Raw genomic sequence first — 24,289 nt, 5'->3', positions numbered from 1 at the left:
AAAACCCCCGACCTTTTTAGACCGGGGGTTTTTTCATGCTCTGGTTATTCAGAAGCGGTTATTTTGTAATGGCACGCCCAGCCAACAGGGCCACCACCAGAAAAACAACGAACAGAATAATTGCGATAAAGAACAGGATTTTTGCCATTCCCGCGGCTGCGGAGGAAATACCACCAAAACCGAACAGTCCCGCAATAAGGGAAATAACTAGAAAAAACAGTGCCAGCTTCAGCATGTAATCATCTCCTTCACACCTTCAGGCAGAGTTTTCTGACTGAAAATCTATCAAAATTTTAACGTCGCCGCCGGAGCAGGCCACCAACAATAAAGCTGAAAATTCCCACAACCGGCAGAATCAGGAAGGGCTGGTCAATCACCACATCCCGAACAGCTTCCGTTGCAGCACAACGCTTGGCCGGGTTCATTTCATCATAACTGGGGAGCTGGCTGAACAAGCCTTCCGCACCATCCTGAACACGGCCAATACCTTCTTCCAGCGCGTAATCCTTTGTGTTGTCATCGCTCATGCGATGTCTCCCCATTTTGTTGCATGTGAACGCACGACACCCCAGAAAGGATGCGTGTGACTTTTATTTATATGCTTTTCAACTAAATTTCAGCAGAACGCCAGTACGGAGCACCACCGGGGTCTTTTTCCCCCGCAATCATGGCGCGCAAACGGGCCGCATAGGTTCTAAACACCGTGCTTTCGGGGTTTCTTTCATCCATCGTAATGGCAATTTCACCCGTAATACCTGCTGGTGGGCCGCCCGCAAGCACCACTACACGGGTAGCAAGGCGCAAGGCTTCCTCAATATCATGCGTTACAAACAGCACGGTTTTATGCGTTTGTTGCCAGATACGTTGAAGCTCCTCTTGCAAGCTGCTGCGTGTAATAGGGTCTAGGGCGCCAAAAGGCTCATCCATCAGCAGCAGATCAGGATTGACTGTAAAAGCACGCGCAACCCCTACACGCTGCCGCTGCCCACCAGACATACGGCGGGGCCATCTATCTGCTGCTTCCTCCAGCCCTACCAGTTTAAGCGCATCCATGGCGCGTGTGTGCTTTTCTTCACGCGTTAGGCCCAAGCCTTCCAGCCCGAACTCAACATTTTTCAGCACAGAGCGCCACGGCATCAGCCGCGCATCCTGAAAGACCAAGGCCCGCCTACGCCGTTTGGTGCCTGTTTCCTCTGCATCTGTTATGCAGGCCGAACCACCCACTGTGCCTTCCGTAGGCTGCATGAGCCCCATAAACACGCGCAGAAGCGTGGATTTCCCCACACCAGATGGGCCTAAAAGCGCAACAAATTCACCCTGCTCCAATGTGAGGCTCACATTGCGCAACACAAAATTAGCTCCGCCATCGTGCGAGAGGCCGACATTATCCAAGCTGGCAACGCTGTGTTTGTCGCTCATGGTTGCCACCTCAGCACGCGTTTTCTTACAAACCCGAACAGAAAATCAGTTACCGCATAAAGCAAAGCCATGGTGAGCATATAAACAACCACAACATCGGTTGCCAACAAGCTGGATGCCTGCATCATCCGCGCACCAATACCGGGAACGCCAAACAGTTCCGCCGCCACAACAGACATCCAGCCCTGCCCCAAACCTGTGCGCAAGCCAGACATAAGACCGGGAGAAGCCGCAGGCAGCACCACCTTGAACAAACGCCCCAAAAAACTGCCATGCCCAAAAGCGGCTGCCAGTTCATACAGTTCTGGGTCCACTCCGCGCACGGCACTGTGGGCCGCGTAAAAGTTGATCCAGAAAACTGAAATGGCAATCACAAAGGTGGCGCCCGATGTGTTCAGGCCAAACCACAAAATGGCAAAAGGCACCCACGCCAAGCCCGGCACAGGCCGCAGCAGCCGGACAATACCTTCCAGCAAGCCATCCACAACAGCCGCCATGCCACACAGAATGCCTAAACCAGCACCCAGCACGGAACCAATAAGCAAGCCCAACAGATAATGGTGCAGACTGTCTAAAATGGCCTGCTGCCAAAAGCCCCCGCGCACTTCATCCAGCCAGGCTGGCCCTAGTGAACTGGGAGCAGGCACCATACCAGAAGGCAGCAATCCTGTTCGGACTGCTGCCTCCCACCCTCCAAAAAAGACGATAAGCCCGATAAGACCTAACGCCCATTTTGTTGAAAACGAAACTTTATCCCTCACTGCTGGCTCTGCTTCCACATCTCCAGATCAAACAGGCTATCCACTGGCTCGGCCTTACGCAAAAGCCCCTGTTCAACCTCAAAATCCTGTAACTGGCGCACGCCTTCTACAATACGTGCAGGATCACTCACAAAATGCTGGGCAGAACGTGCAAGGGCTTTTTGCAACACTTCTTCCTTCAGCATACCGCCACCCAGTGCCGTGCGCACGAAAGGAGCTGCTTCATCCGGATGCTGAGACACCAAAGTGTTGGCTTTAACAAACAGGCCTGTAAGCGTTTTTGCCCATGGCACTTCTGTTGGCTTTACAATAGCCAGAACAGAGCCCGGCTGATCGGGCAGCATATCATGCCCCGTGGCCAGAATTCTGGCTTCCGGCACACGCATTTTTGCAACTGTTAAAGAAGGTTCGCGCAATACGGCGGCATCTACCGCACCAGCCAGAAAAGCCTGCTGTGCGGCATCAATATCCACACCGGCAATATTGATAACAGAGGCAGGCTGCGCAATATTAAGGCGTTTTTGCAGCCAGTAACGGAGCATGATATCCGGCACGGAACCGGCTGGCTGTGCGGCAACACGCGGCAAATGCCCCTGTTCCTGCTTGAACTTGGCAAAGCCATCCTTAATGATCTGAGCAGACAGACCACCTTCCTGCCCTTCTGGCACGATCTGAGCCAACGGGCCACGGGCCACCAGCTCCAGTTCCTCCACCGAACCAGAAGCCACAACCTTAACATCCACACCATGCGCACGCGCCTGCAACAACGGCAACACACCTGCCACGTAGGCATCAATACGCCCAGACACCAAAGCCTGAATAGCCTGAGGGCCAGAACCAAAGCGCACAAGTTGCAGATCCAAACCAGCCTGCTTGGCCCAGCCTTCACCATCCAGAACAAACAGGGCGGATGAACCCAGAACAGGAATATACCCAATACGCACCGGGGTTCCGGCCCGTGCCTGCTGTGTCAGCCCTACAAAAAGCAGGCTGACCACCAGCATAATCCGCAGAAAAACTTGCCTCATAATGCCACCGTGTTTGTTTGCGCCATTCATTTTGCAATTACTAACGTGCCAGAAGGCTATATTGTCAATATACCATGTTGAAATGGTGTAAATTTTCCAGCCAATTTCACGATATAAAATCGCACCACTCATGCAATTATGAGAGCATAAAAAAAAGGCCAGCCCATTTCTGAGCCAGCCTTTTTTCTAAAAACCAGATACGTGGCTTATGCAGCCAGATCCTGCTTTTCTTCTGCTTCCGGACGTGGGCCGCTGTCCTGCCCTTTGGCAGAAACATCGCGATCAACCAGTTCGATAACAGCCATAGGTGCGGCATCGCCATAACGCACGCCAGCACGCAGAACGCGCGTGTAACCGCCGTTACGAGCCTTGTAGCGTTCTGCAATAGCAGCAAACAGCTTTTTCACGATCACATCATCACGCAGCATGGCAAAAGCCTGACGGCGCGCATGCAGATCGCCACGCTTACCCAGCGTAATCAGCTTTTCAACAACCGGACGCAGTTCCTTAGCTTTAGGCAGCGTGGTAGTGATCTGTTCGTGTTTGATCAGTGCAACAGCCATATTGCGAAACATGGCTGCGCGGTGAGAAGAAGTAACGCCGAGCTTTCTGCCGGCAATCCCGTGACGCATAGTTCAGTTCCTACGTATCGTGTGAAAAGTCAGATCAAAACGGCTCATCAAGCCGCTTTGCCAGCTCTTCAATATTTTCCGGCGGCCAAGCCGGCACATTCATACCCAAGGACAGCCCCATAGAAGTGAGAACTTCCTTGATTTCGTTCAGGGATTTCCGGCCAAAGTTCGGAGTACGGAGCATTTCCTGCTCGCTCTTCTGCACCAGATCCCCAATGTAGATGATGTTGTCGTTCTTCAGGCAGTTTGCACTACGAACAGACAGTTCAAGTTCATCCACCTTACGCAGCAGATTACGGTTGAACGGCAGATCATCTTCAGGCTCTTCAGCCTGCACAGGGCGCGGCTCATCAAAGTTAATGAACAGCTGAAGCTGATCCTGCAGAATACGTGCAGCCAAAGCCACAGCATCTTCAGGTGTTACAGCACCATTGGTTTCAACCGTCAGCAGCAGCTTATCATAGTCTGTTACCTGCCCCACGCGGGTAGGCTCAACTTTATAAGACACGCGCTTTACGGGGGAATAAATTGCATCCACCGGAATCAGGCCAATTGGTGCATCTTCCGGGCGGTTAGCCGCGGCAGGCACATAGCCTTTACCCATGTTAACAATAAATTCCATGCCCAGCTTAACGCCATCATCCAGCGTGCAGATAACAAGATCGGGGTTCATGATCTCGATATCATGGCCGGTCTGGATCTGGCGGGCGCGCACTTCGCCGGGGCCCGTGGCCGTCAGCATCATACGCTTTGGCCCTTCGCCATGCATACGCAGTGCCAGCTGCTTGATGTTTAGCACGATGTCCGTGACATCTTCCCGAACGCCCGCAACAGACGAGAACTCATGCAGCACGCCGTCAATCTGCACAGCAGTAACAGCCGCACCCTGAAGCGAGGACAGCAGAACACGCCGCAGCGCATTCCCCAGTGTCATCCCGAACCCGCGTTCCAGAGGTTCTGCAACCACGGTTGCGATGCGTGCTGGCTCCACACCGGATTCGACCTCAAGCTTTTCAGGCTTGATCAGAGATTGCCAGTTTTTCTGAAGGACCAAGGTACCGGCCTTTCAATACGAAAAACCACTGCAATCGCAGCGATTTCTCTGAAGTGGACACAACAACCGGAAGACAGCTTAAATTGTAAGCTGCCTTCCTGCTCAGGACTTAGACGCGGCGACGCTTACGCGGGCGGCAACCATTATGCGGAACCGGCGTCATATCGCGGATGGAGGTGATGGTGAAACCAACAGCCTGCAAAGCACGCAGTGCGCTTTCACGCCCTGACCCAGGACCGGAAACTTCGATTTCCAGAGTTTCCATACCATGTTCGCGAGCCTTGCGACCTGCGTCTTCCGCCGCAACCTGCGCCGCATAAGGCGTAGATTTCCGAGACCCCTTAAAACCCTGCGCGCCAGCGGAAGACCAAGAAATGGCATTCCCCTGTGCATCAGAGATGGTGATCATGGTGTTGTTGAACGTGGAGAGCACATGCGCCACGCCAGAAATAATGTTCTTACGCTCTTTTTTGCGAATACGCGGAGTTGCGGCTTTCGCCATGTCTTTTCTACCTCAGTCCCTGCCCAGAGCCTGCCGCAGCAGGGTTAGACATCCTAACCAGTTGGATTAGCGCGTTGCTTTTTTCTTGCCTGCAATCGCCACAGCCTTGCCCTTGCGCGTGCGAGCATTGGTGTGTGTGCGCTGACCGTGCACAGGCAGACCGCGACGATGGCGCAGACCGCGGTAGCAGCCCAGATCCATCAGACGCTTGATGTTCATTGCGATTTCACGACGCAGATCGCCTTCAACGCGATACTTGCTGTCGATCAGTTCACGCACCTTCAGGATTTCGTCGTCGCTCAGCTCGTTTACCCGCTTTGCTTCTGGAATTTCCAGAGCTTTGCAGATTTCAGCAGCCTTAGTTGCGCCAATCCCGTAAATATACTGAAGCCCGATAACAACCCGTTTGTTGGTCGGGACATTCACGCCGGCAATACGTGCCACGCCTTATACTCCTGTTCGCCCGCCTTAACCACGAACGCTCATAGCCCTTGGGGCAGATTTCACTTGGTGGCCGCGAAATATACCGGCCACCGCCACAAGTCAACGAAAACGGATCACTTTTTCGTGATCAACCCCTCGCTGGCAAGCGCATCTTCGATTTCGCCTGTCACTTCAGGGGCCGACAGCATGCCGTTAATTTTGTGCAGCCGTCCGGTTTTTTCATAAAACGGCAGAATCGGTGCCGTCAGTTTCCGGTACTCTTTCAGCCGTTCAACAACGGTTTCCCGCTTATCGTCCGCCCGGCGCTTGAACTCATGGCTACCGCAAGAATCACAGACCCCATCCACCTTGGGTGGGTTAGAGACCTCGTTGTACGTCTTGCCGCAGTTGCCACAAGTAAAGCGACCGGAAATCCGATCTGCCAGAATTTCTTCATCCACATCCAGGAAGAGAACAGTATCAATTTTCTTCCCATCTGAAGAAAGCATGCTGTCCAGCTCTTCAGCCTGCGCCAGCGTGCGCGGAAAACCATCCAGAATGAAACCATTCTGGCAATCTGCCTGCGCAATCCGGCTTTTCAGCATCGCAATAATCAACTCATCAGGAACCAGTTTCCCGGCATCCATAAGAGCTTTTGCCTGCTTTCCTGTTTCAGATCCCTTAGCCACTTCTGCGCGTAGCATATCGCCCGTAGAAATCTGAATCAGCCCATACCGCTCTTCAAGAAGTTTGGACTGTGTACCTTTTCCCGCGCCGGGAGGGCCCAGAAAAATAATATTCATCGTCTGATGATCCTCTGCTTCCTACCGCCGCGCGATTTACGCATAAGCCCCTGATATTGATGCGCCACCAAATGAGACTGAATTTGTGTGACCGTATCAATAGTTACAGACACAATAATAATCAGACTCGTTCCACCAAAATAGAACGGTACGTTGTAGTGACTGATCAGGATCTGAGGCAACAGACAGACTGCCACCATATACGCTGCACCGATCGTGGTCAGACGGGTGAGAATTTTATCAAAATACGATGCTGTAGAAGCACCTGGGCGCACACCAGGGATAAAACCACCCTGCTTTCTCAAATTATCGGCTGTTTCCGTCGGATTGAAGGTAACGGCCGCATAAAAGTATGAGAAAAATACAATCATGGCAGCATAGAACAGCATATACAGTGGCTGCCCCTGCCCAAGTTCCTGCCCCAGAAAGGAAAGCCAGCCCGGCAGTGATTTGCCATTCATAAAACCAGCAATCGTTACCGGAATCAGGAGCACTGAAGAGGCAAAAATCGGTGGAATAACGCCAGCCGTATTCACTTTCAGTGGCATATGGGTTGTGTCCCCCCCAAACATCCGCTGCCCCATCTGGCGCTTTGGATACTGGATAACAACCCGACGCTGCGCCTGTTCCATGAACACAATAAACATGATGGTAAGCGCTGCAAGAACCAAGAAAAGCAGCACAAAGAACGGCGAAAGCGCGCCCGTGTAACCAAGCTGGAAGAGGCTTGCCAATGCATGCGGCAGGTTTGCCACAATACCAGCAAAGATAATGAGCGAGATCCCATTACCCACACCACGCGCGGTAATTTGCTCACCCAGCCACATCAGAAACATGGTTCCGCCAACAAGCGTGGTTACGCATGAAAGCAAAAAGAACATACCGGGATGAACAACGGCAGCGCCTGCAGCGCTATGCACGTTCTCCAGCCCCACAGCTATCCCATACGCCTGAAACAGCGCAATAAGGACAGTCAGGTAACGTGTATACTGATTAAGCTTTTTACGCCCCTGTTCACCTTCCTTCTTGAGAGCCTCAAGAGAAGGCACAGCAGTAGACATAAGCTGCACAATAATAGACGCAGAGATATATGGCATGATGTTCAGCGCGAACACGGTCATACGCCCAAGCGCACCCCCCGTGAACATATTGAACATGCCCAGAATGCCACCCTGATGCTGCGCCAGAAGCTGCCCCATAACTGTGGCATCCACCCCCGGAACCGGGATGTATGTGCCCAAGCGGTAAACAATCAGCGCACCCAGTGTAAACCAGATTCGCTTTTTAAGTTCAGTCGCTTTGGCAAAAGAGCCTACATTAAAGTTGGCAGCCAGTTGTTCGGCCGCGGAAGCCATGCATCCGTCCTTTCATACAAACAGCGCCACCACGGCTGTGGAGACGCTGGCACAATCGCCTGAAAAATTCAGACAACATTCTGAGAAGGAACAAGAAAGGAGAACAGTGCGAACACTGCTCTCCTTTTTGCAACATCAGGAAGCGCTGGCTTCAGCAGCTTTAGGCTGCAGCAGCTTAACGCTACCTCCGGCTTTTTCTACTGCAGCAACAGCAGAAGCTGATGCACCAGAGACTTCAAACGTAACAGCTTTTGTCAGCTCACCTTCGGCCAGAATGCGCACGCCAGCATATTTGCCAGTGCCAACCAGACCAGCTTTTTTCAAAGCTTCTTCAGTAACAGGTGTGCCTGCTGCCAGTTTGCCATCAGCCAAGGCTTTTTCCACCGCACCAAGGTTTACAGGAGCATAAACCTTGCGGAAGATGTTTTTGAAGCCACGCTTAGGCAGACGACGATAGATAGGAAGCTGCCCACCTTCAAACCCGTTCAGGGAAACCCCTTCACGTGCTTTCTGGCCTTTTACACCCCTACCAGACGTCTTACCCTTACCAGAACCAATACCGCGCCCAAGACGCTTTTTCCGGTAACGGGAACCTTCGTTATCACGAAGTTCGTTGAGCTTCATTTCAATCCTCCACCTTCACCAGGTGGGCCACTTTGCGCACCATACCCCGGACAGACGGAGTATCTTCCAGAACGCGTTCACGGCCAATCTTGTTCAGACCCAGACCGATCAAAGTTGCCTGCTGTCCAGGCTTACGTCCGTTACCGGACGCAATCTGCACAACCTTAAAGGTTTTTTTATCAGACATCAGCGGCCTCCGCAGCAACAGCCTGTTCACGCTTACCGAAGATTTCAGCAACCTTCTTACCGCGACGGCTAGCTACAGAACGTGGGCTTGCACAACGTGCCAGCGCATCAAAAGTTGCCTTAACCATGTTGTGCGGGTTCCGGGTACCCAGAGACTTCGCAACCACATCGTTAATACCAAGGCTTTCGAATACAGCACGCATAGGACCACCAGCGATAATCCCCGTCCCTGCTTCGGCAGACCGCAGCACAACCTTACCGGCACCAAAGTGACCAGCAACATCATGATGCAGTGTACGGCCTTCCTTCATCGGGACACGGATCATGCCACGTTTGGCGCGTTCCGTAGCCTTACGAATTGCTTCAGGAACTTCACGCGCCTTACCTGCACCGTAGCCAACACGCCCCTTCTGGTCACCAACAACAACCAGAGCAGCGAAAGCAAACCGACGACCACCCTTAACCACTTTCGCAACGCGATTGATGGTTACCAGCTTATCGACCAGTTCATCCCCTTCGCGTTCACGCTCACGGCCGCCTCGACCGCCTTCTCTTGGTTCACGAGCCATTCCGTGATCCTTTCCTCAGAAGGAGAGACCGCCCTCACGGGCCGCCTCTGCCAGGGCCTTGACGCGCCCGTGATAAAGATAAGACCCCCTGTCGAACACGACCTGAGATACACCTGCAGCAACGGCGCGCTGTGCAACCAGCTTACCGACAGCGCCAGCGCTTTCCTGCGTGGAACCTTTTTTCAGATCCGTCTGCAGCTCCTTATCCAAGGAGGACGCTGAGGCCAAAGTACGGCCCTGCGCATCGTCGATCACCTGAGCATAAATGTTCTTGCCAGACCGAAAAACAGACAGACGCGGACGCCCACCTGCCTTGCGGCGCAGCTGAAAACGGAGACGCGCCCGACGGCGGTTCCGCAATTCCTGCTGAGTGCTCATTATTTCTTCTTGCCTTCCTTACGACGAATGGTTTCCGTTTCGTACCGAACACCTTTGCCCTTGTAAGGTTCAGGCTTACGGAAGCTGCGGATATCAAGAGCCACCTGGCCTACCCGCTGCTTATCGATCCCCTCCACCACAATAGCCGTCGGACGCGGCGTAGAAATCTTGATACCTGCAGGAATCGGATACACAACATCATGGGAGAACCCAAGGTTCATCACCAGATTAGAACCCTGCACAGCTGCACGGTAACCTGTGCCGTTAATTTCCAGAGCTTTGGAAAAACCTTCCGAAACCCCTTTAACAGCCGTTGCGATCAGAGCACGTGTTGTGCCCCACATCATACGAGCCTCAGCAGCAGTACCCACTGGCTGCACAACAACCTTACCATCCTGCACATCAACGGAAACATGTGAAGAAAGCGGCAGAGCCAGCTCCCCCAATTTTCCTTTGGCCTTCAGAACACCATCTGCAATAGCGATGGTTACCCCTGCCGGCACTTCAACAGGATACTTGCCTACGCGTGACATTTACCCCTCCTTAGAAAACACGGCAGAGGACTTCACCGCCAACATTGGCAGCACGAGCCTCAACATCGGAAAGAACACCACGCGGTGTGGAAAGGATAGAAACACCCAAACCTGCACAAACGCGAGGAAGTTCCTTAATTTTGGAATATACGCGACGACCAGGGCGTGAAACACGCTGAATTTCGCGAATAACCGGCTCACCGTCGGTGTATTTCAGCTCAATATGCAACTGAGCAATACCCTTACGGACGTCTTCACGCTTATAGCCACGAATGTAGCCTTCACGCTGCAGAGCTTCTAAAACACTCACGCGCAGCTTAGAGGCCGGAGCAACACAAGCATTGTGACGCGCGCGCTGAGCATTACGAATACGGGTGAGCATATCACCCAAAGGATCAGAAAGTGACATCTCGCGCCCTTACCAGCTTGCTTTAACCACGCCCGGAATCTGACCTTCAGATGCCAGATCACGGAAAGCAATACGGCACAGCTCAAACTTGCGGTAGTTACCGCGAGAACGACCTGTCAGTTTGCAACGCAGACGAACCCGCACGCGAGAACCATTGCGCGGCAGTTCAGCCAACTTCAAAGACGCATCAAACCGATCCTCCACGGGAAGAGAACGATCCATAACGATATTTTTGAGAGCTACCCGCTTCTCTTTATCCCGTGCCGCCATGCGCGCGCGCTTTGCGTTACGCAGAATGGCAGAAGTCTTAGCCATACAAATTACCTCCGGAACCCTTCGAAAACCTTCGACGGTTTTCCAAGATCACACATTAAAACACCCAGCGGGGTCTGTATCACCCCACGAAGGGAAGATCAAACGCCTTCAGCAGGGCCTTGGCTTCTGCATCTGTCTTTGCACTGGTTACGAACACCACGTCCATACCGCGGATTTCATCTACCTTATCGTATTCGATTTCGGGGAAGATGATCTGTTCTTTCAAGCCCAGAGCAAAGTTACCACGACCGTCAAAACCTTTGGTAGCCGGCAGACCGCGGAAATCGCGGATGCGTGGCATAGCAATAGTTACCAGACGATCAAGGAATTCATACATCCGTGCACGGCGCAAAGTGACCTTACAGCCAATCGGCAGACCTTCACGAATCTTGAAGCCAGCGATAGCTTTCTTCGCCACTGTTTTAACAGGCTTCTGACCAGCAATAAGCGCCATTTCTGCAATAGCAGCATCTAGCTTCTTCTGATCGCCAGCAGCCTCACCCACGCCCATATTCAGGACGATTTTTTCGAGGTGAGGCACCTGCATTTCATTTTTGTAACCAAACTGCTTACGCAGGTTGGCACGCAGTTCGCTTTCATACCGCTGCTGAAAGCGCGGCAGGGAACGACCTTCCTGTTTCGCACTCATTCGTAGCCCCTCAACCTTCAATAGCTTCGCCGGTCGCCTTAGCGATGCGAACTTTTTTGCCGTTTTCCAGCACTCGGAAACCAACTCGTGTCGGCTTTTTAGAGGCTGGATCAATCAGCTTCAGGTTAGAAAGGTGAATGGGTGCTTCACGGGTAATAATCCCGCTTTCTTCACCCATGCGGCGCGCACGCTGATGACGCTTAATTAGCGCCACACCACGCACAACAGCACGGTTTCCGGAAGGACGAACCTCCAGAACTTCTCCCTGCGTCCCCTTGGAGGAACCGCTGATGACGACAACCGTATCGCCTTTTTTAATACGGGCAGCCATTACAACACCTCCGGCGCGAGAGAGATGATCTTCATGAACTTCTTCGCACGCAATTCACGCACAACCGGTCCAAAAATACGCGTACCAATCGGTTCCTGCTGCTTGTTAATCAGCACAGCTGCGTTTTTATCGAAACGGATCGCGCTACCATCAGGCCGACGGACTGGATAGGAAGTCCGCACGATAACAGCCTGGTGAACGTCGCCCTTCTTCACTTTCCCGCGGGGGATAGCTTCTTTGACGGAAACGACGATCACGTCGCCGACCGAGGCGGACTTCCGCTTGGAGCCGCCCAGCACCTTGATGCACTGCACCTGACGTGCGCCAGAATTATCGGCGACGTCAAGGTTGGTCTCGGGATGGATCATAACCTAAATATCCTTACGTTAGGCCGATGCACCGGCTTCCGCACCAACGACTTCGCCGTTGCGGGAAATCACAGTCCACGTCTTGCGGCGTGAAATAGGCGGACATTCAACAATCCGCACGGAGTCACCAACCTTGCAGATATTTTCTTCATCATGCGCCGCATATTTTTTAGAGCGACGAATGAATTTCTTATAGAGCGGATGCATGACGCGACGATCAACAAGAACCGTAATGGTTTTGTCCATCTTATCGCTGGTCACACGCCCGGTCAGGACGCGCCTTGGCATCGGCTAACTCTCCTCAGGCATTGGCAGCAGATGTTTTTGCACCTGCTGCAGTCTTTGCATTTTGCACCGCAATCGTCTTGATTCGTGCAATCTCACGGCGCACCGCACGCATACGGCTCTGCGCTTCAGTCTGACCCGTGGCCTGCTGGAAACGCAGATTAAGCTGCTCACGCTTCAATTCAACCAGACGAGCTTCAAGCTCGTCTGGAGTCTTGGCGCGCAAATCGGCTGGCTTAGTTGCCTTTACCATCTCACGCATCTCCAATTCGGGTCACAAACTTGGTCTTGATCGGCAGTTTTGCTGCACCTAGAGCCAGCGCTTCACGCGCCAGTTCAGGGGGCACACCTTCGATCTCAAACAAAATGCGACCTGGCTTCACACGGGCCACCCAGTATTCTGGGGAACCCTTACCGGAGCCCATACGCACTTCTGCAGGTTTTGTCGAGACCGGAAGGTCAGGAAAAATACGAATCCAGACGCGACCTGCACGTTTCATGGCACGTGTGATAGCCCGACGGGAGGCTTCAATCTGGCGTGCCGTAATACGTTCCGGCTGAAGAGCCTTCAGTCCAAACGTACCGAAGTTCAACGTGGTGCCACTTTTTGCAAGACCGTGGATACGGCCTTTGTGGGCTTTACGGAATTTTGTCCGCTTCGGGGAAAGCATGTTGTTTTATCCCTCTCCTCAGCGCTGAGGAGCCTGTTCGGCCGCCCGGCGATCCTGAGCCATCGGATCATGAGCAAGAATTTCGCCCTTAAAGATCCAGACTTTTACACCGCAAGTGCCATAGGTGGTCTTTGCTGTTGCTGTGCCATAATCGATATCAGCACGCAGGGTGTGCAGAGGCACACGACCTTCACGATACCATTCGATACGTGCGATTTCCGCACCGCCAAGACGACCAGAGCAGTTGATACGAATACCCTGTGCGCCCAGACGCATAGCAGACTGCACTGCACGCTTCATGGCACGACGGAAAGCCACACGGCGTTCCAGCTGCTGAGCAATGTTTTCTGCAACCAGTGTAGCGTCGATTTCTGGCTTGCGAATTTCAACAATGTTCAGCGCAACTTCCGTGCCAGCCATACGTGTCAGCTCCTTACGGAGCGCATCAATGTCCTGACCCTTCTTACCAATCACAACACCCGGACGGGCGGCGTAAATGGTTACGCGGGGCTTTTTGGCCGGACGTTCGATAACGACACGAGACACACCAGCGCCAACCAGCTTGCGACGCAGGAATGCACGCAGCTTCAGATCTTCATGAAGCAATTTTGAATAGTCGGAATCGGCATACCACCGGCTATCCCACGTGCGGTTGATACCGAGCCGCAGCCCGATTGGATTGACTTTATGTCCCATACCTCAGGCCGCCTTCTGTTCGGAAGAAGCTGCTTCAGGCTCAGCAGCCCGTTCAGCTACAACAATCTTCAGGTGACTGAAAAACTTTTCAACACGAGCAGAACGCCCACGACCACGGGCATGAAAACGCCGCATGACAATGGATTTTCCAACTTCAGCTGTTTTCACCACCAACTGGTCAACGTCCAGCTGGTGATTGTTTTCAGCATTAGCGATTGCGCTTTCTAGCGTCTTTTTCACTTCCTGAGCGATACGGCGCTTAGAGAACGTCAACGTTGCAACTGCCTGGGAAGCAGGCTTGTTGCGGATCAGGCCGGCCACAAGGTTCAGCTTGCGGGGGCTAACCCGGATGTTGCGCGTAACTGCCTGCGCTTCTGTTTCCGCGAGTGTGCGCGGATGCTTCGGCTTGCTCATCTCTGCTTAGCCCCGCTTAGACTTCTTGTCAGCACCATGCCCATGGAATGTACGGGTCGGAGAAAATTCGCCGAACTTATGTCCGACCATGTTTTCCGTAACCTGTACGGGCAGAAACTTCTGACCGTTATAAACACCGAACGTCAGACCGACGAACTGCGGAAGAATTGTAGAACGACGAGACCAGATCTTGATCACTTCGTTACGACCCGACGCGCGGGATACCTCAGCTTTATTCAGCAGATACCCGTCGACGAACGGGCCTTTCCAGACGGAACGTGCCATCTTCTATTGCCCCTTACTTGCCGGTCTTTCGACGACGGATAATCAGACTGTCCGTCCGCTTGTTGACCCGAGTTTTGTACCCTTTGGTTGGCTTGCCCCATGGCGTAACCGGATGACGGCCACCAGAGGTACGACCTTCACCACCACCATGCGGATGATCAACAGGGTTCATCACCACACCACGGTTATGAGGACGACGCCCCAACCAACGGGAACGCCCAGCCTTACCCATATGCTGGTTCATGTTATCCGGATTGGACACGGCACCAACGGTCGCCATGCACTCACCACGAACAACACGCAGCTCACCAGACTGCAGCTTGATCTGGGCGTAACCGGAATCCTTACCAACGAGCTGGGCATATGTGCCAGCAGAACGTGCGAGCTTACCGCCTGCACCCTGCTTCAGTTCGATGTTATGGATAATTGTTCCCACCGGGATGGAAGCCAGCGGCATAGCATTACCAGGCTTAATATCCACGCGTGCACCAGCGATGACATTGTCACCAACTTTCAGACGCTGCGGAGCCAGGATATATGCAAGCTCGCCATCTTCGTACTTCACCAGCGCAATAAATGCGGTGCGGTTCGGATCATATTCCAGACGTTCCACCGTACCCAGAACATCAAACTTACGACGTTTGAAGTCTACGTAACGGTAAGACTGCTTATGACCACCCCCACGGAAACGGGAAGTGATACGGCCATTATTATTACGACCGCCTGTCTTATTTTTACCTTCGGTCAACTGTTTGACCGGCTTACCTTTCCAAAGGTCAGCACGATCAACCAGCACCGTACCACGCAAGCTTGGCGTGACAGGATTAAAGTGCTTCAGAGCCATGAATTTCTACCTTCGGTCACGCCAGCTTGGCGGTAAGATCAATGGACTGACCTTCCGCAAGCTGAACGAACGCCTTCTTCACGTCAGAACGCTGCCCAACACGCCCTTTAAAGCGTTTGGTTTTTCCCTTCTGAACCAAGGTGTTGACACCAACAACCTTGACCCCGAACAGCGTTTCCACCGCAACCTTGATTTCAGGCTTCGTAGCGGACATTGCCACTTTGAAAACAACCTGGTTCTTTTCAGAAAGCGCCGTAGCTTTTTCCGTAATTACAGGAGTACGCACGATGTCGTACATTGCTTCACGGGAAAGACGCTCGGCTTTCTTGCGAATGGCAAGAATATTCGTCATGCCAGGCGCTCCTTCAGTCCTTCAAGGCCGGCCTGCGTAATCGCAAGCACCTCGTGGTTCAGAATGTCGTAAACATTCGCACCAATGGTCGGCAGAATGTCGATCTTGGGCAGGTTACGGGCGGCACGACCGAAGCTCTCATCTACAGCAGCATCCACGATCAGAGCAGATGTCCAACCCAGAGACTTCAGTTTCTTTGCCAGTTCGCTGGTCTTATCAACGCCAGAAGCAGACTGCAGTACAATAAGCTTACCGTCTTTTGCCTTCTGAGAAAGCGCAGAAATCAGACCAAGGCGGCGCACTTTTTTCGGCAGGTCGTAACCGTGGTCACGCACAACCGGGCCATGCACTGCCCCACCGGTACGATACTGTGGCGCACGCAACGAACCCTGACGGGCGCTACCTGTGCCTTTCTGACGGTATGGCTTTTTGGTGGTGCCGGACACTTCGCCCATGCCCTTCACCTTATGCGTGCCTGCGCGGCGCTTAGCCAGCTGCCAGTGCACAACACGAGCCATGATATCTGCACGCGGCGCAACGGCGAAAATTTCGTCCGGAAGCGTTGCAGAACCGGCGCTGCTGTTATCTAGCGTCTTGATTTCGATTTCCATGACCTCAGCCCTCCGCCTTCACGAGGCCGGCCGGATAAGGCGCGTCATCATGGCGGGCTTTTTTAATGGCGTCACGGATCAGAACAACACCGTTCTTCGCTCCTGGCACGGAGCCACGAACCATGATCAGATTCTTTTCCGGATCGACCGCTGCGATTTCCAGATTCAAGGTGGTCACGCGTTCATCACCGAGATGACCAGCCATCTTCTTGTTCTTAAAGGTCTTGCCGGGATCCTGGCGATTACCAGTCGAACCATGCGAACGGTGCGAAATAGACACACCATGCGTGGCTTCAAGACCAGCAAAATTCCAGCGCTTCATTGCGCCAGCAAATCCCTTACCTTTGCTTACACCTGTAACGTCAACCTTTTGGCCAACAACAAAGTGAGAAGCTGAAAGGGTAGCACCAACCTCAAGAGCGGCATCATCAGCTACACGAAATTCGCGAAGCGCCTGCTTGGGCTCCACCTTCGTGCGAGCAAAATGCCCACGATTCGGCTTGGTTACGTTTTTCACCTTGGCTTTACCCATACCTAGCTGAACAGCTACGTAGCCATCCCGCTCCTGGTTACGGACATCAACCACCTGCACATCATCAACATGCAGGACGGTAACAGGCACATGCGTGCCATCTTCCTTGAACAGTCGGGACATGCCCAACTTCTTTGCGATCAATCCGGTGCGCATCGTCTGGACCTTAGAGTTTGATCTCGACATCAACGCCAGCGGCGAGGTCGAGCTTCATGAGAGCGTCCACGGTCTGCGGAGTGGGCTCAACAATGTCGAGCAGACGGCGATGAGTTCGAATTTCGAACTGCTCGCGGCTCTTTTTATCAACGTGAGGAGAACGGTTAACCGTAAACCGTTCGATATGCGTAGGCAGCGGGATAGGACCCCGAACCCGCGCACCCGTACGCTTCGCCGTATTCACGATCTCTTTCGTGCTGTTATCCAGCACCCGATGATCGTACGCTTTCAGGCGAATGCGGATGTTCTGGTTGTCCATTTGTTTTTTAGTCCAACACTTTACTTATCCGGGGAATCCCGGCCGCTAAGTAAGACCCCGACCAAAATCAATCGGTCGGGGCCACTTAGGCTCATATCCTCTATCGATTACTCGATAATGGAGGAAACAACGCCAGCACCAACTGTGCGGCCACCTTCGCGAATAGCGAAACGCAGACCTTCGTCCATGGCGATTGGAGCAATCAGCTCAACTTCCATAGCGCAGTTGTCGCCCGGCATCACCATTTCGGTGCCTTCCGGCAGGTGCACAACACCCGTCACGTCAGTCGTACGGAAGTAGAACTGCGGACGATAGTTGGTGAAGAATGGCGTATGACGACCACCTTCTTCCTTCGTCAGGATGTAGGCTTCTGCCTTGAACTTCTTATGCGGCGTAATGGAGCCTGGCTTTGCCAGAACCTGACCACGTTCCACATCTTCGCGCTTGGTGCCACGCAGCAGAGCGCCGATGTTGTCACCAGCTTCACCGCGATCAAGCAGCTTACGGAACATTTCAACGCCGGTTACGGTTGTCTTCGTAGTCGGCTTCAGACCAACGATTTCAATTTCGTCACCAACATTGATCACGCCACGTTCCACACGACCCGTTACCACGGTGCCACGACCAGAGATGGAGAACACATCTTCGATCGGCATAAGGAACGGACGGTCAACCGGACGTTCCGGCTGCGGGATGTAGGCATCAACTGCGTCCATCAGATCGCGAACGCGGTTTTCACCGATTTCCGGATCACCATCTTCCAGAGTTACCAGAGCGGAACCCTTGATGATCGGCACATCGTCGCCAGGGAACTGATAGGAAGACAGAAGTTCACGAACTTCCATTTCAACCAGCTCAAGCAGTTCCGGATCATCAACCTGATCAACCTTGTTCAGGAAGACAACCAGAGCCGGCACACCAACCTGACGAGCAAGCAGGATGTGTTCGCGGGTCTGCGGCATCGGGCCGTCAGCTGCGGACACAACCAGGATTGCACCGTCCATCTGCGCCGCACCCGTGATCATGTTTTTCACATAGTCAGCATGTCCGGGGCAGTCAACGTGCGCGTAGTGACGCTTGTCGGTTTCATATTCCACGTGAGCTGTGGAAATGGTGATGCCGCGAGCGCGTTCTTCCGGAGCAGCGTCGATCTGATCATACGCCTTAAATTCAGCGCCACCCTTTTTTGCAAGCGTCTTGGTGATCGCTGCCGTCAGAGAGGTCTTACCATGGTCAACGTGACCAATGGTGCCGATGTTGCAGTGCGGTTTATTCCGCTCAAATTTAGCCTTAGCCATTTTTTACTCCATGCCCCAAAAACCATTCGGGATGCAGTTGTTATAAGCCCTGCAAACTCACTGCAAGAGGAAATGCAGCAGCTTCTTTCATTACCAGCGATAGTGGCTGAATGCTTTGTTAGCTTCCGCCATACGGTGGGTATCTTCCCGCTTCTTCACTGCTGCGCCACGATTGTTGACTGCATCCAGAAGCTCATTGGAAAGCCGATCCTGCATAGTGTTTTCACCACGCTTGCGCGCAGCATCAATCACCCAACGGATCGCCAACGCCTGACGGCGGTCTGCGCGAACTTCAACCGGCACCTGGTAGGTTGCCCCACCAACACGGCGAGAACGCACTTCAACAGCCGGCTTTACGTTATCCAGCGCACTGTGGAACAGCACCACTGCATCCGCACCGTTACCGCTACGACGCACCATGGCATCCAGCGCACCGTATACGATTCTTTCTGCAGCAGACTTCTTACCATCGTACATCAGCGCATTCATGAAACGCGTGACAACGATATCTCCGAATTTCGGATCGGGAAGGATCTCGCGCTTTACTGCGCGATGACGGCGACTCATACCTGTTCTTCCTCTTATTTCGGACGCTTGGCGCCATACAGCGAACGACGCTGACGCCGCTTGGCAATACCCTGCGTATCCAGAACACCACGAAGGATGTGATAACGCACACCCGGCAAATCCTTCACACGACCGCCGCGGATCAGCACAACACTATGTTCCTGAAGGTTATGACCTTCACCCGGAATATAGCTGACCACCTCATAGCCGTTCGTCAGACGCACCTTAGCGACTTTACGCAGTGCGGAGTTCGGCTTTTTTGGCGTCGTGGTATAAACGCGGGTGCAAACACCGCGCTTTTGGGGGCATCCTTGCAGCGCGGGCACCTTGTTGCGCTTGACCGCAGGCTTGCGCCCCTTGGCAATGAGCTGGTTGATGGTCGGCATGCGCCTTTCCCGATCCTTACACAGTTCGGCCGGCCGCCATTATTTCTGACTGCCGACTTTCATTAAAAAAGATCCCATCAGGCATTTGCCTGTATGGGGCTATGTTGGCATCCGGCCCCGCTTCCACCCCGGAAGCCAACCGCATGCTAGACTCACACAGAAAACCTAATTGCTCTTTCTATCCACAGGGATATCCAGAGCTGAGGGCTGCTACCTAACCCTCCCCCCGCTGGGAGTCAAGTTTTACCCTGCGATTCTTAAAGAATTGCGTACGCTGTACATGAAAAAAGGACCAAGGTTTCCCCTGATCCTTCCTTCATGAAGCATATTTGCAACGTTTATTCGGCTGCAGAACGCCCAACACGTTGGCGATCCTGCTCTGCGGCAATAGCCCGCAGACGCTTCATAACACTGCCCGTACCTGCTGGAATCAGTCGCCCAACAATTACGTTTTCCTTCAGACCCATCAACTTATCCACTTTCCCTGCCGTAGCAGCTTCTGTGAGCACGCGTGTGGTTTCCTGGAACGATGCAGCAGAAATAAAGGACTGCGTCTGCAGAGAAGCCTTGGTGATGCCCTGCAGCACCGGCATACCCTGAGCTGGCCGCTCACCTGCTTTGAGGCTCTTGGCATTTTCAGCCTCGAACTCAATACGGTCAACAGTTTCGCCAATCAGATATGTCGTATCACCCGGCTCCAGAATTTCTACCTTCTGAAGCATCTGACGCACGATAACTTCAATATGCTTATCGTTAATCTTCACACCCTGAAGACGATACACATCCTGAATTTCGTTGATCAGGTAATCAGACAGAGCCTCTACGCCCATCACCTTCAGGATATCGTGGGGCACCCGCGGACCATCGACCAGCGGATCACCTTTTTCCACAAAGTCACCTTCCTGAACGGAAATGTGCTTACCTTTCGGGATCAGGTATTCCTGCTCCTCGCCCGTTTCATCGTTCTTCACGATAACACGGCGCTTGGATTTGTAATCTTTCCCGAATTCAACGCGCCCTTCCATTTCCGCGATAATAGCGTGGTCTTTTGGCCGACGTGCTTCAAACAATTCAGCAACGCGGGGCAGACCACCTGTAATATCACGGGTTTTGGAGCCTTCACGTGGCAGACGCGCCAGAACGTCACCGGCATTTACTTCTGTACCGTTTTCAACAGACAGAAGCGTTTCGGGAGAGAGGAAGTAACGGGCATCTGCACCGTTATCCAACTTCACCACATCACCGTTGGCATCCTTAAGCTGCAGACGTGGGCGCAGATCCACACCTTTACCTGCCTGCTTATAATCAACCACCACTTTGGAGGTCAGGCCTGTTACTTCGTCCATACGCTCAACAAGCGTGATGGAGTCAATCAGATCCAGGTATTCAACCTTACCAGCTTTTTCCGTGATAATCGGAAGGGTGTACGGATCCCACTCAGCCAGTTTCTGACCGCGAGCAACTTTTGCCCCTTCTTCTGTCAGCAACCGAGCACCGTACGGCACACGGTAACGGGCTTTCTCCACACCGTTTTCGTCAGACAGAAGAATTTCACAGTTACGTGCCATCACGATCGGCACGTTCTGACTATTATGCACAACGTTACGGTTACGGATTACGACCTGACCATCACGAGAGGCTTCGATCATGGACTGTTCCGCACCACGCTGCGCCGCACCACCAATATGGAAGGTACGCATTGTCAGCTGTGTGCCGGGCTCACCAATGGACTGAGCGGCGATAACACCCACGGCTTCACCGATGTTAACCGGTGTGCCGCGTGCAAGATCACGACCATAGCAGTGACCACATACACCAACACGGCTATCACAGGTCAGGACAGAACGGATATGAACCGTTTCCACACCAGATTTTTCAATCCGCTCGGCATCGGCCTCATCAATCAGATGATTGCGCGGAACGATCACTTCGTTGGTACCTGGCGCCACCACATCGGAAGCAACCGTACGGCCAAGGATACGTTCGGACAGAGAAGCTACAACTTCCCCACCATCCATTACCGCACGCACCGTCAGGCCGCGTTCACTACCGCAATCTTCTTCGATAATGATGCTGTCCTGCGCCACATCCACCAGACGACGGGTGAGATATCCGGAGTTAGCGGTTTTCAGCGCGGTATCAGCCAGACCTTTACGTGCACCATGGGTAGAGGTGAAGTAATCGAGAACCGACAGGCCTTCTTTAAAGTTGGCAATAATCGGCTGCTCAATAATTTCACCAGATGGCTTGGCCATCAGACCACGCATACCGGCCAGCTGTTTCATCTGAGCCGGCGACCCACGAGCCCCGGAGTGGCTCATCATCCACACCGAGTTGATCTGCTTACCAACTTCCTGACGAGAAATTTCTTTGGTCATGGCCGCCTGCACTTCGTCTGTGCAACGAGACCACGCGTCCACCACCTTATTGTAGCGTTCGCCAGCCGTGATCAGACCATCCTGATACTGCTGTTCAAACTCTTTAACTTCGGCAGCCGTGCGATCAACCAGTTCTTTCTTTTCGGGCGGGATGATCATGTCATCCTTACCAAAGGAAATACCAGCCTTAGCAGCATGACGGAAACCCAGAGCCATCAGACGGTCACAGAAGATAACTGCTTCTTTCTGACCGCAATGACGATACACCGTATCAATAACGTCAGACACGGCCTTTTTGGTGAGCTGACGGTTGATAAGGGAGAACGGCACGGCTTCATGCTGCGGCAGGATCTGCGCAATCAACACACGGCCAGGCGTGGTCACGGCTGTTTCGTAGGTGACCTTGCCATCCGCACCGACCTTCTGGAAGCGTGCGCGAATTTTATCATGCAGCTTCAGTGCACCGGCGCTGAGTGCGTATTCCACTTCACCAATAGAAGAGAAAGATGGCGCGCCTTCTTTGACCAGAGCACCTGTCTTCTCATCATATTCACAGCGATCTGGCGTAACCTTGAATTCAGGTGTTTCGAGGCTGAGGTAATACAGCCCCAAAACGATATCCTGAGAAGGCACGATAATCGGCTTACCATTTGCTGGGCTGAGGATGTTGTTGGTGGACATCATCAGCACACGTGCTTCAAGCTGGGCTTCAAGGCTCAGCGGCACATGCACAGCCATCTGGTCACCGTCAAAGTCTGCGTTAAACGCGGTGCAGACCAGCGGATGCAGCTGAATAGCCTTACCTTCAACCAGCACCGGTTCAAACGCCTGAATACCCAGACGATGCAACGTAGGCGCACGGTTAAGCATAACCGGATGTTCGCGGATAACTTCTTCAAGAATATCCCAAACTTCTGGCCGCTCTTTTTCCACCATCCGCTTTGCAGCTTTAATGGTGGTAGCATGACCGTATTTTTCCAGCTTGGCGTAAATGAACGGCTTGAACAGCTCCAGCGCCATCTTTTTGGGAAGACCACACTGATGGAGCTTAAGCTCCGGCCCCACCACAATAACAGAACGGCCAGAGTAATCGACGCGCTTACCAAGCAGGTTCTGACGGAAACGCCCCTGCTTACCTTTAAGCATATCGGAAAGAGATTTCAGCGGGCGCTTGTTAGCACCCGTAATCGCACGGCCACGACGCCCGTTATCGAACAACGCATCCACAGCTTCCTGCAGCATACGCTTTTCGTTACGCACGATAATATCGGGCGCACGCAGTTCCATCAGGCGCTTCAGACGGTTATTACGGTTGATAACACGCCGATACAGATCGTTCAGGTCAGACGTTGCAAAACGACCGCCATCCAGCGGCACCAACGGACGCAGATCCGGCGGAATAACCGGAACCAGATCCAGAATCATCCATTCTGGACGGGAACCGCTTTCTGCAAACGCTTCAATCAGCTTCAGGCGCTTAACAAGCTTTTTGCGCTTGGCTTCTGAAGTTGTTTCCTTAAGTTCCTGACGCAGCTCTACCTTTTCGGCATCACAATCAATGCGTTCCAGAACCTTTTTAATGGCTTCTGCACCAATGCCAACTTCAACACCTTCATCGCCATATTCATCCATGGCATCAAGGTACTGTTCTTCCGTCAGCAAGGAATACTGCTTCAGCGGAGACGTGCCGGGTTCCAGAACCAGGTAGCTTTCAAAGTAAAGCACCTTTTCCAGATCTTTCAGCGTCATATCAACCATCAGGCCGATACGGCTGGGCAGAGACTTCAGGAACCAGATATGGGCAACGGGGCTGGCAAGCTGAATATGGCCCATGCGCTCACGACGCACCTTGGCCAGCGTAACTTCAACACCGCACTTTTCGCAGATAATACCGCGGAATTTCATCCGCTTGTATTTGCCGCAAAGGCATTCATAATCCTTGATCGGACCAAAAATACGCGCACAGAACAGGCCATCCCGTTCTGGCTTGAACGTACGATAGTTGATGGTCTCGGGCTTCTTGATTTCGCCATAAGACCAGGAACGGATTTGTTCGGGCGATGCCAGCTGAATCTTAATCTGATCAAATGTCATCGCCTGGCCGGTCTGGCCAAGAATTTTCATGAGCTCATTCATGTGCCGAAGCCCCCAGCGGG

Annotated in this window: 36 protein-coding genes; all 36 read right to left on the bottom strand. The window is 53.0% G+C overall.

The annotated features are described in order from the left end of the window. Nucleotides 1-58: 58 nt before the first annotated feature. A complete protein-coding gene (locus FKW19_RS05470) occupies nt 59-235 on the bottom strand; it encodes a DUF1328 domain-containing protein (RefSeq protein ID WP_006116031.1) in 177 nt (58 codons plus the stop codon). Between the two features lie 58 nt (nt 236-293). Further along, entirely contained in the window at nt 294-527 is a 234-nt protein-coding gene (locus FKW19_RS05465; protein WP_035351594.1) for a hypothetical protein, read from the bottom strand. Nucleotides 528-609: 82 nt separating this feature from the next. After that, a complete protein-coding gene (locus FKW19_RS05460) occupies nt 610-1,428 on the bottom strand; it encodes an ABC transporter ATP-binding protein (RefSeq protein WP_006116033.1) in 819 nt (272 codons plus the stop codon). After that, a complete protein-coding gene (locus FKW19_RS05455; protein WP_035351599.1) occupies nt 1,416-2,180 on the bottom strand; it encodes an ABC transporter permease in 765 nt (254 codons plus the stop codon). The genes FKW19_RS05460 and FKW19_RS05455 overlap by 13 nt, the downstream gene beginning before the upstream one ends. Further along, nucleotides 2,177-3,238, bottom strand: a complete 1,062-nt coding sequence (locus FKW19_RS05450; RefSeq protein WP_089179902.1) for an ABC transporter substrate-binding protein — start codon at nt 3,236-3,238, stop codon at nt 2,177-2,179. Before FKW19_RS05450 ends, FKW19_RS05455 begins: the two co-directional genes overlap by 4 nt. A gap of 176 nt (nt 3,239-3,414) precedes the next feature. Further along, nucleotides 3,415-3,840: a 50S ribosomal protein L17 gene (gene rplQ, locus FKW19_RS05445; RefSeq protein ID WP_006116036.1), complete on the bottom strand. Its 426-nt coding sequence runs from the start codon at nt 3,838-3,840 to the stop codon at nt 3,415-3,417. A 34-nt stretch (nt 3,841-3,874) separates the two neighbouring features. Beyond that, nucleotides 3,875-4,894, bottom strand: coding sequence for a DNA-directed RNA polymerase subunit alpha (locus FKW19_RS05440; protein ID WP_003622752.1), 1,020 nt, complete (start codon nt 4,892-4,894; stop codon nt 3,875-3,877). Between the two features lie 109 nt (nt 4,895-5,003). Continuing rightward, nucleotides 5,004-5,396 carry a 30S ribosomal protein S11 gene (rpsK, locus tag FKW19_RS05435; protein ID WP_003622750.1) on the bottom strand — a complete coding sequence of 131 codons (393 nt, stop codon included), beginning with the start codon at nt 5,394-5,396 and terminating at the stop codon, nt 5,004-5,006. A gap of 66 nt (nt 5,397-5,462) precedes the next feature. Beyond that, nucleotides 5,463-5,840, bottom strand: coding sequence for a 30S ribosomal protein S13 (gene rpsM, locus FKW19_RS05430; protein WP_006116037.1), 378 nt, complete (start codon nt 5,838-5,840; stop codon nt 5,463-5,465). 113 nt (nt 5,841-5,953) lie between these two features. After that, complete coding sequence (locus tag FKW19_RS05425; RefSeq protein WP_063353862.1) at nt 5,954-6,622, bottom strand: adenylate kinase; 669 nt, start codon at nt 6,620-6,622, stop codon at nt 5,954-5,956. Continuing rightward, a complete protein-coding gene (gene secY / locus FKW19_RS05420) occupies nt 6,619-7,977 on the bottom strand; it encodes a preprotein translocase subunit SecY (RefSeq protein WP_003628215.1) in 1,359 nt (452 codons plus the stop codon). The genes FKW19_RS05425 and secY overlap by 4 nt, the downstream gene beginning before the upstream one ends. Nucleotides 7,978-8,112: 135 nt before the next feature. Continuing rightward, nucleotides 8,113-8,601, bottom strand: coding sequence for a 50S ribosomal protein L15 (gene rplO / locus FKW19_RS05415; protein ID WP_006116040.1), 489 nt, complete (start codon nt 8,599-8,601; stop codon nt 8,113-8,115). Between the two features lies 1 nt (nt 8,602). Next, on the bottom strand, nt 8,603-8,788 hold the full coding sequence (rpmD, locus tag FKW19_RS05410) for a 50S ribosomal protein L30 (RefSeq protein ID WP_003622738.1): 186 nt from the start codon (nt 8,786-8,788) through the stop codon (nt 8,603-8,605). Further along, on the bottom strand, nt 8,781-9,356 hold the full coding sequence (rpsE, locus tag FKW19_RS05405; protein WP_006116042.1) for a 30S ribosomal protein S5: 576 nt from the start codon (nt 9,354-9,356) through the stop codon (nt 8,781-8,783). Before rpsE ends, rpmD begins: the two co-directional genes overlap by 8 nt. Before the next feature lie 15 nt (nt 9,357-9,371). Continuing rightward, complete coding sequence (rplR, locus tag FKW19_RS05400) at nt 9,372-9,734, bottom strand: 50S ribosomal protein L18 (RefSeq protein ID WP_019090051.1); 363 nt, start codon at nt 9,732-9,734, stop codon at nt 9,372-9,374. Beyond that, nucleotides 9,734-10,267 carry a 50S ribosomal protein L6 gene (rplF, locus tag FKW19_RS05395; RefSeq protein ID WP_089178840.1) on the bottom strand — a complete coding sequence of 178 codons (534 nt, stop codon included), beginning with the start codon at nt 10,265-10,267 and terminating at the stop codon, nt 9,734-9,736. The genes rplR and rplF overlap by 1 nt, the downstream gene beginning before the upstream one ends. A gap of 10 nt (nt 10,268-10,277) precedes the next feature. Then, complete coding sequence (gene rpsH / locus FKW19_RS05390; protein ID WP_003622730.1) at nt 10,278-10,676, bottom strand: 30S ribosomal protein S8; 399 nt, start codon at nt 10,674-10,676, stop codon at nt 10,278-10,280. Nucleotides 10,677-10,685: 9 nt separating this feature from the next. Beyond that, nucleotides 10,686-10,991 (bottom strand): 30S ribosomal protein S14, encoded by a 306-nt coding sequence (gene rpsN / locus FKW19_RS05385; RefSeq protein ID WP_003622728.1) that lies wholly within the window; start codon nt 10,989-10,991, stop codon nt 10,686-10,688. Nucleotides 10,992-11,070: 79 nt separating this feature from the next. Further along, a complete protein-coding gene (gene rplE, locus FKW19_RS05380) occupies nt 11,071-11,640 on the bottom strand; it encodes a 50S ribosomal protein L5 (RefSeq protein ID WP_089178839.1) in 570 nt (189 codons plus the stop codon). Between the two features lie 10 nt (nt 11,641-11,650). After that, the gene (rplX, locus tag FKW19_RS05375) at nt 11,651-11,971 is read right to left on the bottom strand and encodes a 50S ribosomal protein L24 (protein ID WP_089178838.1); all 321 of its coding nucleotides are present in this window, start codon (nt 11,969-11,971) and stop codon (nt 11,651-11,653) included. After that, nucleotides 11,971-12,339, bottom strand: a complete 369-nt coding sequence (gene rplN, locus FKW19_RS05370; protein WP_012812770.1) for a 50S ribosomal protein L14 — start codon at nt 12,337-12,339, stop codon at nt 11,971-11,973. Before rplN ends, rplX begins: the two co-directional genes overlap by 1 nt. An 18-nt stretch (nt 12,340-12,357) precedes the next feature. After that, the gene (gene rpsQ / locus FKW19_RS05365; RefSeq protein ID WP_006116046.1) at nt 12,358-12,627 is read right to left on the bottom strand and encodes a 30S ribosomal protein S17; all 270 of its coding nucleotides are present in this window, start codon (nt 12,625-12,627) and stop codon (nt 12,358-12,360) included. Between the two features lie 13 nt (nt 12,628-12,640). After that, nucleotides 12,641-12,877 carry a 50S ribosomal protein L29 gene (rpmC, locus tag FKW19_RS05360; protein ID WP_003622719.1) on the bottom strand — a complete coding sequence of 79 codons (237 nt, stop codon included), beginning with the start codon at nt 12,875-12,877 and terminating at the stop codon, nt 12,641-12,643. Between the two features lies 1 nt (nt 12,878). After that, nucleotides 12,879-13,295, bottom strand: coding sequence for a 50S ribosomal protein L16 (gene rplP, locus FKW19_RS05355; protein ID WP_035351612.1), 417 nt, complete (start codon nt 13,293-13,295; stop codon nt 12,879-12,881). 18 nt (nt 13,296-13,313) lie between these two features. After that, on the bottom strand, nt 13,314-13,991 hold the full coding sequence (rpsC, locus tag FKW19_RS05350; protein WP_003622715.1) for a 30S ribosomal protein S3: 678 nt from the start codon (nt 13,989-13,991) through the stop codon (nt 13,314-13,316). Between the two features lie 3 nt (nt 13,992-13,994). Beyond that, nucleotides 13,995-14,405 (bottom strand): 50S ribosomal protein L22, encoded by a 411-nt coding sequence (gene rplV / locus FKW19_RS05345; protein ID WP_003622713.1) that lies wholly within the window; start codon nt 14,403-14,405, stop codon nt 13,995-13,997. A gap of 6 nt (nt 14,406-14,411) precedes the next feature. Next, nucleotides 14,412-14,690, bottom strand: a complete 279-nt coding sequence (gene rpsS, locus FKW19_RS05340) for a 30S ribosomal protein S19 (RefSeq protein WP_012812769.1) — start codon at nt 14,688-14,690, stop codon at nt 14,412-14,414. Nucleotides 14,691-14,703: 13 nt separating this feature from the next. Next, the gene (gene rplB, locus FKW19_RS05335; protein WP_003628218.1) at nt 14,704-15,534 is read right to left on the bottom strand and encodes a 50S ribosomal protein L2; all 831 of its coding nucleotides are present in this window, start codon (nt 15,532-15,534) and stop codon (nt 14,704-14,706) included. 16 nt (nt 15,535-15,550) lie between these two features. Further along, a complete protein-coding gene (locus FKW19_RS05330; protein WP_003622708.1) occupies nt 15,551-15,886 on the bottom strand; it encodes a 50S ribosomal protein L23 in 336 nt (111 codons plus the stop codon). Then, nucleotides 15,883-16,497: a 50S ribosomal protein L4 gene (gene rplD, locus FKW19_RS05325; protein ID WP_006116050.1), complete on the bottom strand. Its 615-nt coding sequence runs from the start codon at nt 16,495-16,497 to the stop codon at nt 15,883-15,885. The genes FKW19_RS05330 and rplD overlap by 4 nt, the downstream gene beginning before the upstream one ends. 4 nt (nt 16,498-16,501) lie before the next feature. Then, complete coding sequence (gene rplC, locus FKW19_RS05320; RefSeq protein ID WP_035351615.1) at nt 16,502-17,185, bottom strand: 50S ribosomal protein L3; 684 nt, start codon at nt 17,183-17,185, stop codon at nt 16,502-16,504. Nucleotides 17,186-17,195: 10 nt separating this feature from the next. Further along, nucleotides 17,196-17,504 (bottom strand): 30S ribosomal protein S10, encoded by a 309-nt coding sequence (gene rpsJ / locus FKW19_RS05315; RefSeq protein ID WP_007282720.1) that lies wholly within the window; start codon nt 17,502-17,504, stop codon nt 17,196-17,198. A 107-nt stretch (nt 17,505-17,611) separates the two neighbouring features. Continuing rightward, nucleotides 17,612-18,802 carry an elongation factor Tu gene (tuf, locus tag FKW19_RS05310; protein ID WP_006116052.1) on the bottom strand — a complete coding sequence of 397 codons (1,191 nt, stop codon included), beginning with the start codon at nt 18,800-18,802 and terminating at the stop codon, nt 17,612-17,614. 90 nt (nt 18,803-18,892) lie between these two features. Next, nucleotides 18,893-19,369, bottom strand: coding sequence for a 30S ribosomal protein S7 (gene rpsG, locus FKW19_RS05305; RefSeq protein ID WP_006116053.1), 477 nt, complete (start codon nt 19,367-19,369; stop codon nt 18,893-18,895). A 14-nt stretch (nt 19,370-19,383) separates the two neighbouring features. Further along, nucleotides 19,384-19,755, bottom strand: coding sequence for a 30S ribosomal protein S12 (rpsL, locus tag FKW19_RS05300; protein WP_003622698.1), 372 nt, complete (start codon nt 19,753-19,755; stop codon nt 19,384-19,386). Nucleotides 19,756-20,093: 338 nt separating this feature from the next. Beyond that, nucleotides 20,094-24,269: a DNA-directed RNA polymerase subunit beta' gene (gene rpoC / locus FKW19_RS05295; protein ID WP_006116054.1), complete on the bottom strand. Its 4,176-nt coding sequence runs from the start codon at nt 24,267-24,269 to the stop codon at nt 20,094-20,096. Nucleotides 24,270-24,289 lie beyond the last annotated feature (20 nt).

The organism is Acetobacter sp. DmW_125128, from assembly GCF_008704325.1.
Classification (GTDB): Bacteria; Pseudomonadota; Alphaproteobacteria; order Acetobacterales; family Acetobacteraceae; genus Acetobacter; species Acetobacter oryzifermentans.
This window is presented reverse-complemented; position numbering and strand designations above follow the sequence as displayed.

What these genes read in the sequence shown, in the direction of transcription:
- rplN (WP_012812770.1), bottom strand. Translation starts at nt 12,339, where the DNA reads ATGATCCATCCCGAGACCAACCTTGACGTCGCCGATAATTCTGGCGCA.
- rplQ (WP_006116036.1), bottom strand. Translation starts at nt 3,840, where the DNA reads ATGCGTCACGGGATTGCCGGCAGAAAGCTCGGCGTTACTTCTTCTCAC.
- rpmC (WP_003622719.1), bottom strand. Translation starts at nt 12,877, where the DNA reads ATGGTAAAGGCAACTAAGCCAGCCGATTTGCGCGCCAAGACTCCAGAC.
- rpoC (WP_006116054.1), bottom strand. Translation starts at nt 24,269, where the DNA reads ATGAATGAGCTCATGAAAATTCTTGGCCAGACCGGCCAGGCGATGACA.
- rpsG (WP_006116053.1), bottom strand. Translation starts at nt 19,369, where the DNA reads ATGAGTCGCCGTCATCGCGCAGTAAAGCGCGAGATCCTTCCCGATCCG.
- rplE (WP_089178839.1), bottom strand. Translation starts at nt 11,640, where the DNA reads ATGAGTGCGAAACAGGAAGGTCGTTCCCTGCCGCGCTTTCAGCAGCGG.
- rpsN (WP_003622728.1), bottom strand. Translation starts at nt 10,991, where the DNA reads ATGGCTAAGACTTCTGCCATTCTGCGTAACGCAAAGCGCGCGCGCATG.
- FKW19_RS05425 (WP_063353862.1), bottom strand. Translation starts at nt 6,622, where the DNA reads ATGAATATTATTTTTCTGGGCCCTCCCGGCGCGGGAAAAGGTACACAG.
- rplC (WP_035351615.1), bottom strand. Translation starts at nt 17,185, where the DNA reads ATGCGCACCGGATTGATCGCAAAGAAGTTGGGCATGTCCCGACTGTTC.
- rplR (WP_019090051.1), bottom strand. Translation starts at nt 9,734, where the DNA reads ATGAGCACTCAGCAGGAATTGCGGAACCGCCGTCGGGCGCGTCTCCGT.
- rpsC (WP_003622715.1), bottom strand. Translation starts at nt 13,991, where the DNA reads ATGGGACATAAAGTCAATCCAATCGGGCTGCGGCTCGGTATCAACCGC.
- rpsJ (WP_007282720.1), bottom strand. Translation starts at nt 17,504, where the DNA reads ATGGACAACCAGAACATCCGCATTCGCCTGAAAGCGTACGATCATCGG.
- rpsQ (WP_006116046.1), bottom strand. Translation starts at nt 12,627, where the DNA reads ATGCCAAGGCGCGTCCTGACCGGGCGTGTGACCAGCGATAAGATGGAC.
- rplO (WP_006116040.1), bottom strand. Translation starts at nt 8,601, where the DNA reads ATGAAGCTCAACGAACTTCGTGATAACGAAGGTTCCCGTTACCGGAAA.
- rplP (WP_035351612.1), bottom strand. Translation starts at nt 13,295, where the DNA reads ATGCTTTCCCCGAAGCGGACAAAATTCCGTAAAGCCCACAAAGGCCGT.
- rpsS (WP_012812769.1), bottom strand. Translation starts at nt 14,690, where the DNA reads ATGGCACGTTCCGTCTGGAAAGGCCCGTTCGTCGACGGGTATCTGCTG.
- rplF (WP_089178840.1), bottom strand. Translation starts at nt 10,267, where the DNA reads ATGTCACGCGTAGGCAAGTATCCTGTTGAAGTGCCGGCAGGGGTAACC.
- rpsK (WP_003622750.1), bottom strand. Translation starts at nt 5,396, where the DNA reads ATGGCGAAAGCCGCAACTCCGCGTATTCGCAAAAAAGAGCGTAAGAAC.
- rplD (WP_006116050.1), bottom strand. Translation starts at nt 16,497, where the DNA reads ATGGAAATCGAAATCAAGACGCTAGATAACAGCAGCGCCGGTTCTGCA.
- rpsH (WP_003622730.1), bottom strand. Translation starts at nt 10,676, where the DNA reads ATGTCACTTTCTGATCCTTTGGGTGATATGCTCACCCGTATTCGTAAT.
- rplX (WP_089178838.1), bottom strand. Translation starts at nt 11,971, where the DNA reads ATGGCTGCCCGTATTAAAAAAGGCGATACGGTTGTCGTCATCAGCGGT.
- FKW19_RS05330 (WP_003622708.1), bottom strand. Translation starts at nt 15,886, where the DNA reads ATGACGAATATTCTTGCCATTCGCAAGAAAGCCGAGCGTCTTTCCCGT.
- FKW19_RS05470 (WP_006116031.1), bottom strand. Translation starts at nt 235, where the DNA reads ATGCTGAAGCTGGCACTGTTTTTTCTAGTTATTTCCCTTATTGCGGGA.
- rpsE (WP_006116042.1), bottom strand. Translation starts at nt 9,356, where the DNA reads ATGGCTCGTGAACCAAGAGAAGGCGGTCGAGGCGGCCGTGAGCGTGAA.
- tuf (WP_006116052.1), bottom strand. Translation starts at nt 18,802, where the DNA reads ATGGCTAAGGCTAAATTTGAGCGGAATAAACCGCACTGCAACATCGGC.
- rpsL (WP_003622698.1), bottom strand. Translation starts at nt 19,755, where the DNA reads ATGCCGACCATCAACCAGCTCATTGCCAAGGGGCGCAAGCCTGCGGTC.
- FKW19_RS05465 (WP_035351594.1), bottom strand. Translation starts at nt 527, where the DNA reads ATGAGCGATGACAACACAAAGGATTACGCGCTGGAAGAAGGTATTGGC.
- secY (WP_003628215.1), bottom strand. Translation starts at nt 7,977, where the DNA reads ATGGCTTCCGCGGCCGAACAACTGGCTGCCAACTTTAATGTAGGCTCT.
- rplB (WP_003628218.1), bottom strand. Translation starts at nt 15,534, where the DNA reads ATGGCTCTGAAGCACTTTAATCCTGTCACGCCAAGCTTGCGTGGTACG.
- rpmD (WP_003622738.1), bottom strand. Translation starts at nt 8,788, where the DNA reads ATGTCTGATAAAAAAACCTTTAAGGTTGTGCAGATTGCGTCCGGTAAC.
- FKW19_RS05450 (WP_089179902.1), bottom strand. Translation starts at nt 3,238, where the DNA reads ATGAATGGCGCAAACAAACACGGTGGCATTATGAGGCAAGTTTTTCTG.
- rplV (WP_003622713.1), bottom strand. Translation starts at nt 14,405, where the DNA reads ATGAGCAAGCCGAAGCATCCGCGCACACTCGCGGAAACAGAAGCGCAG.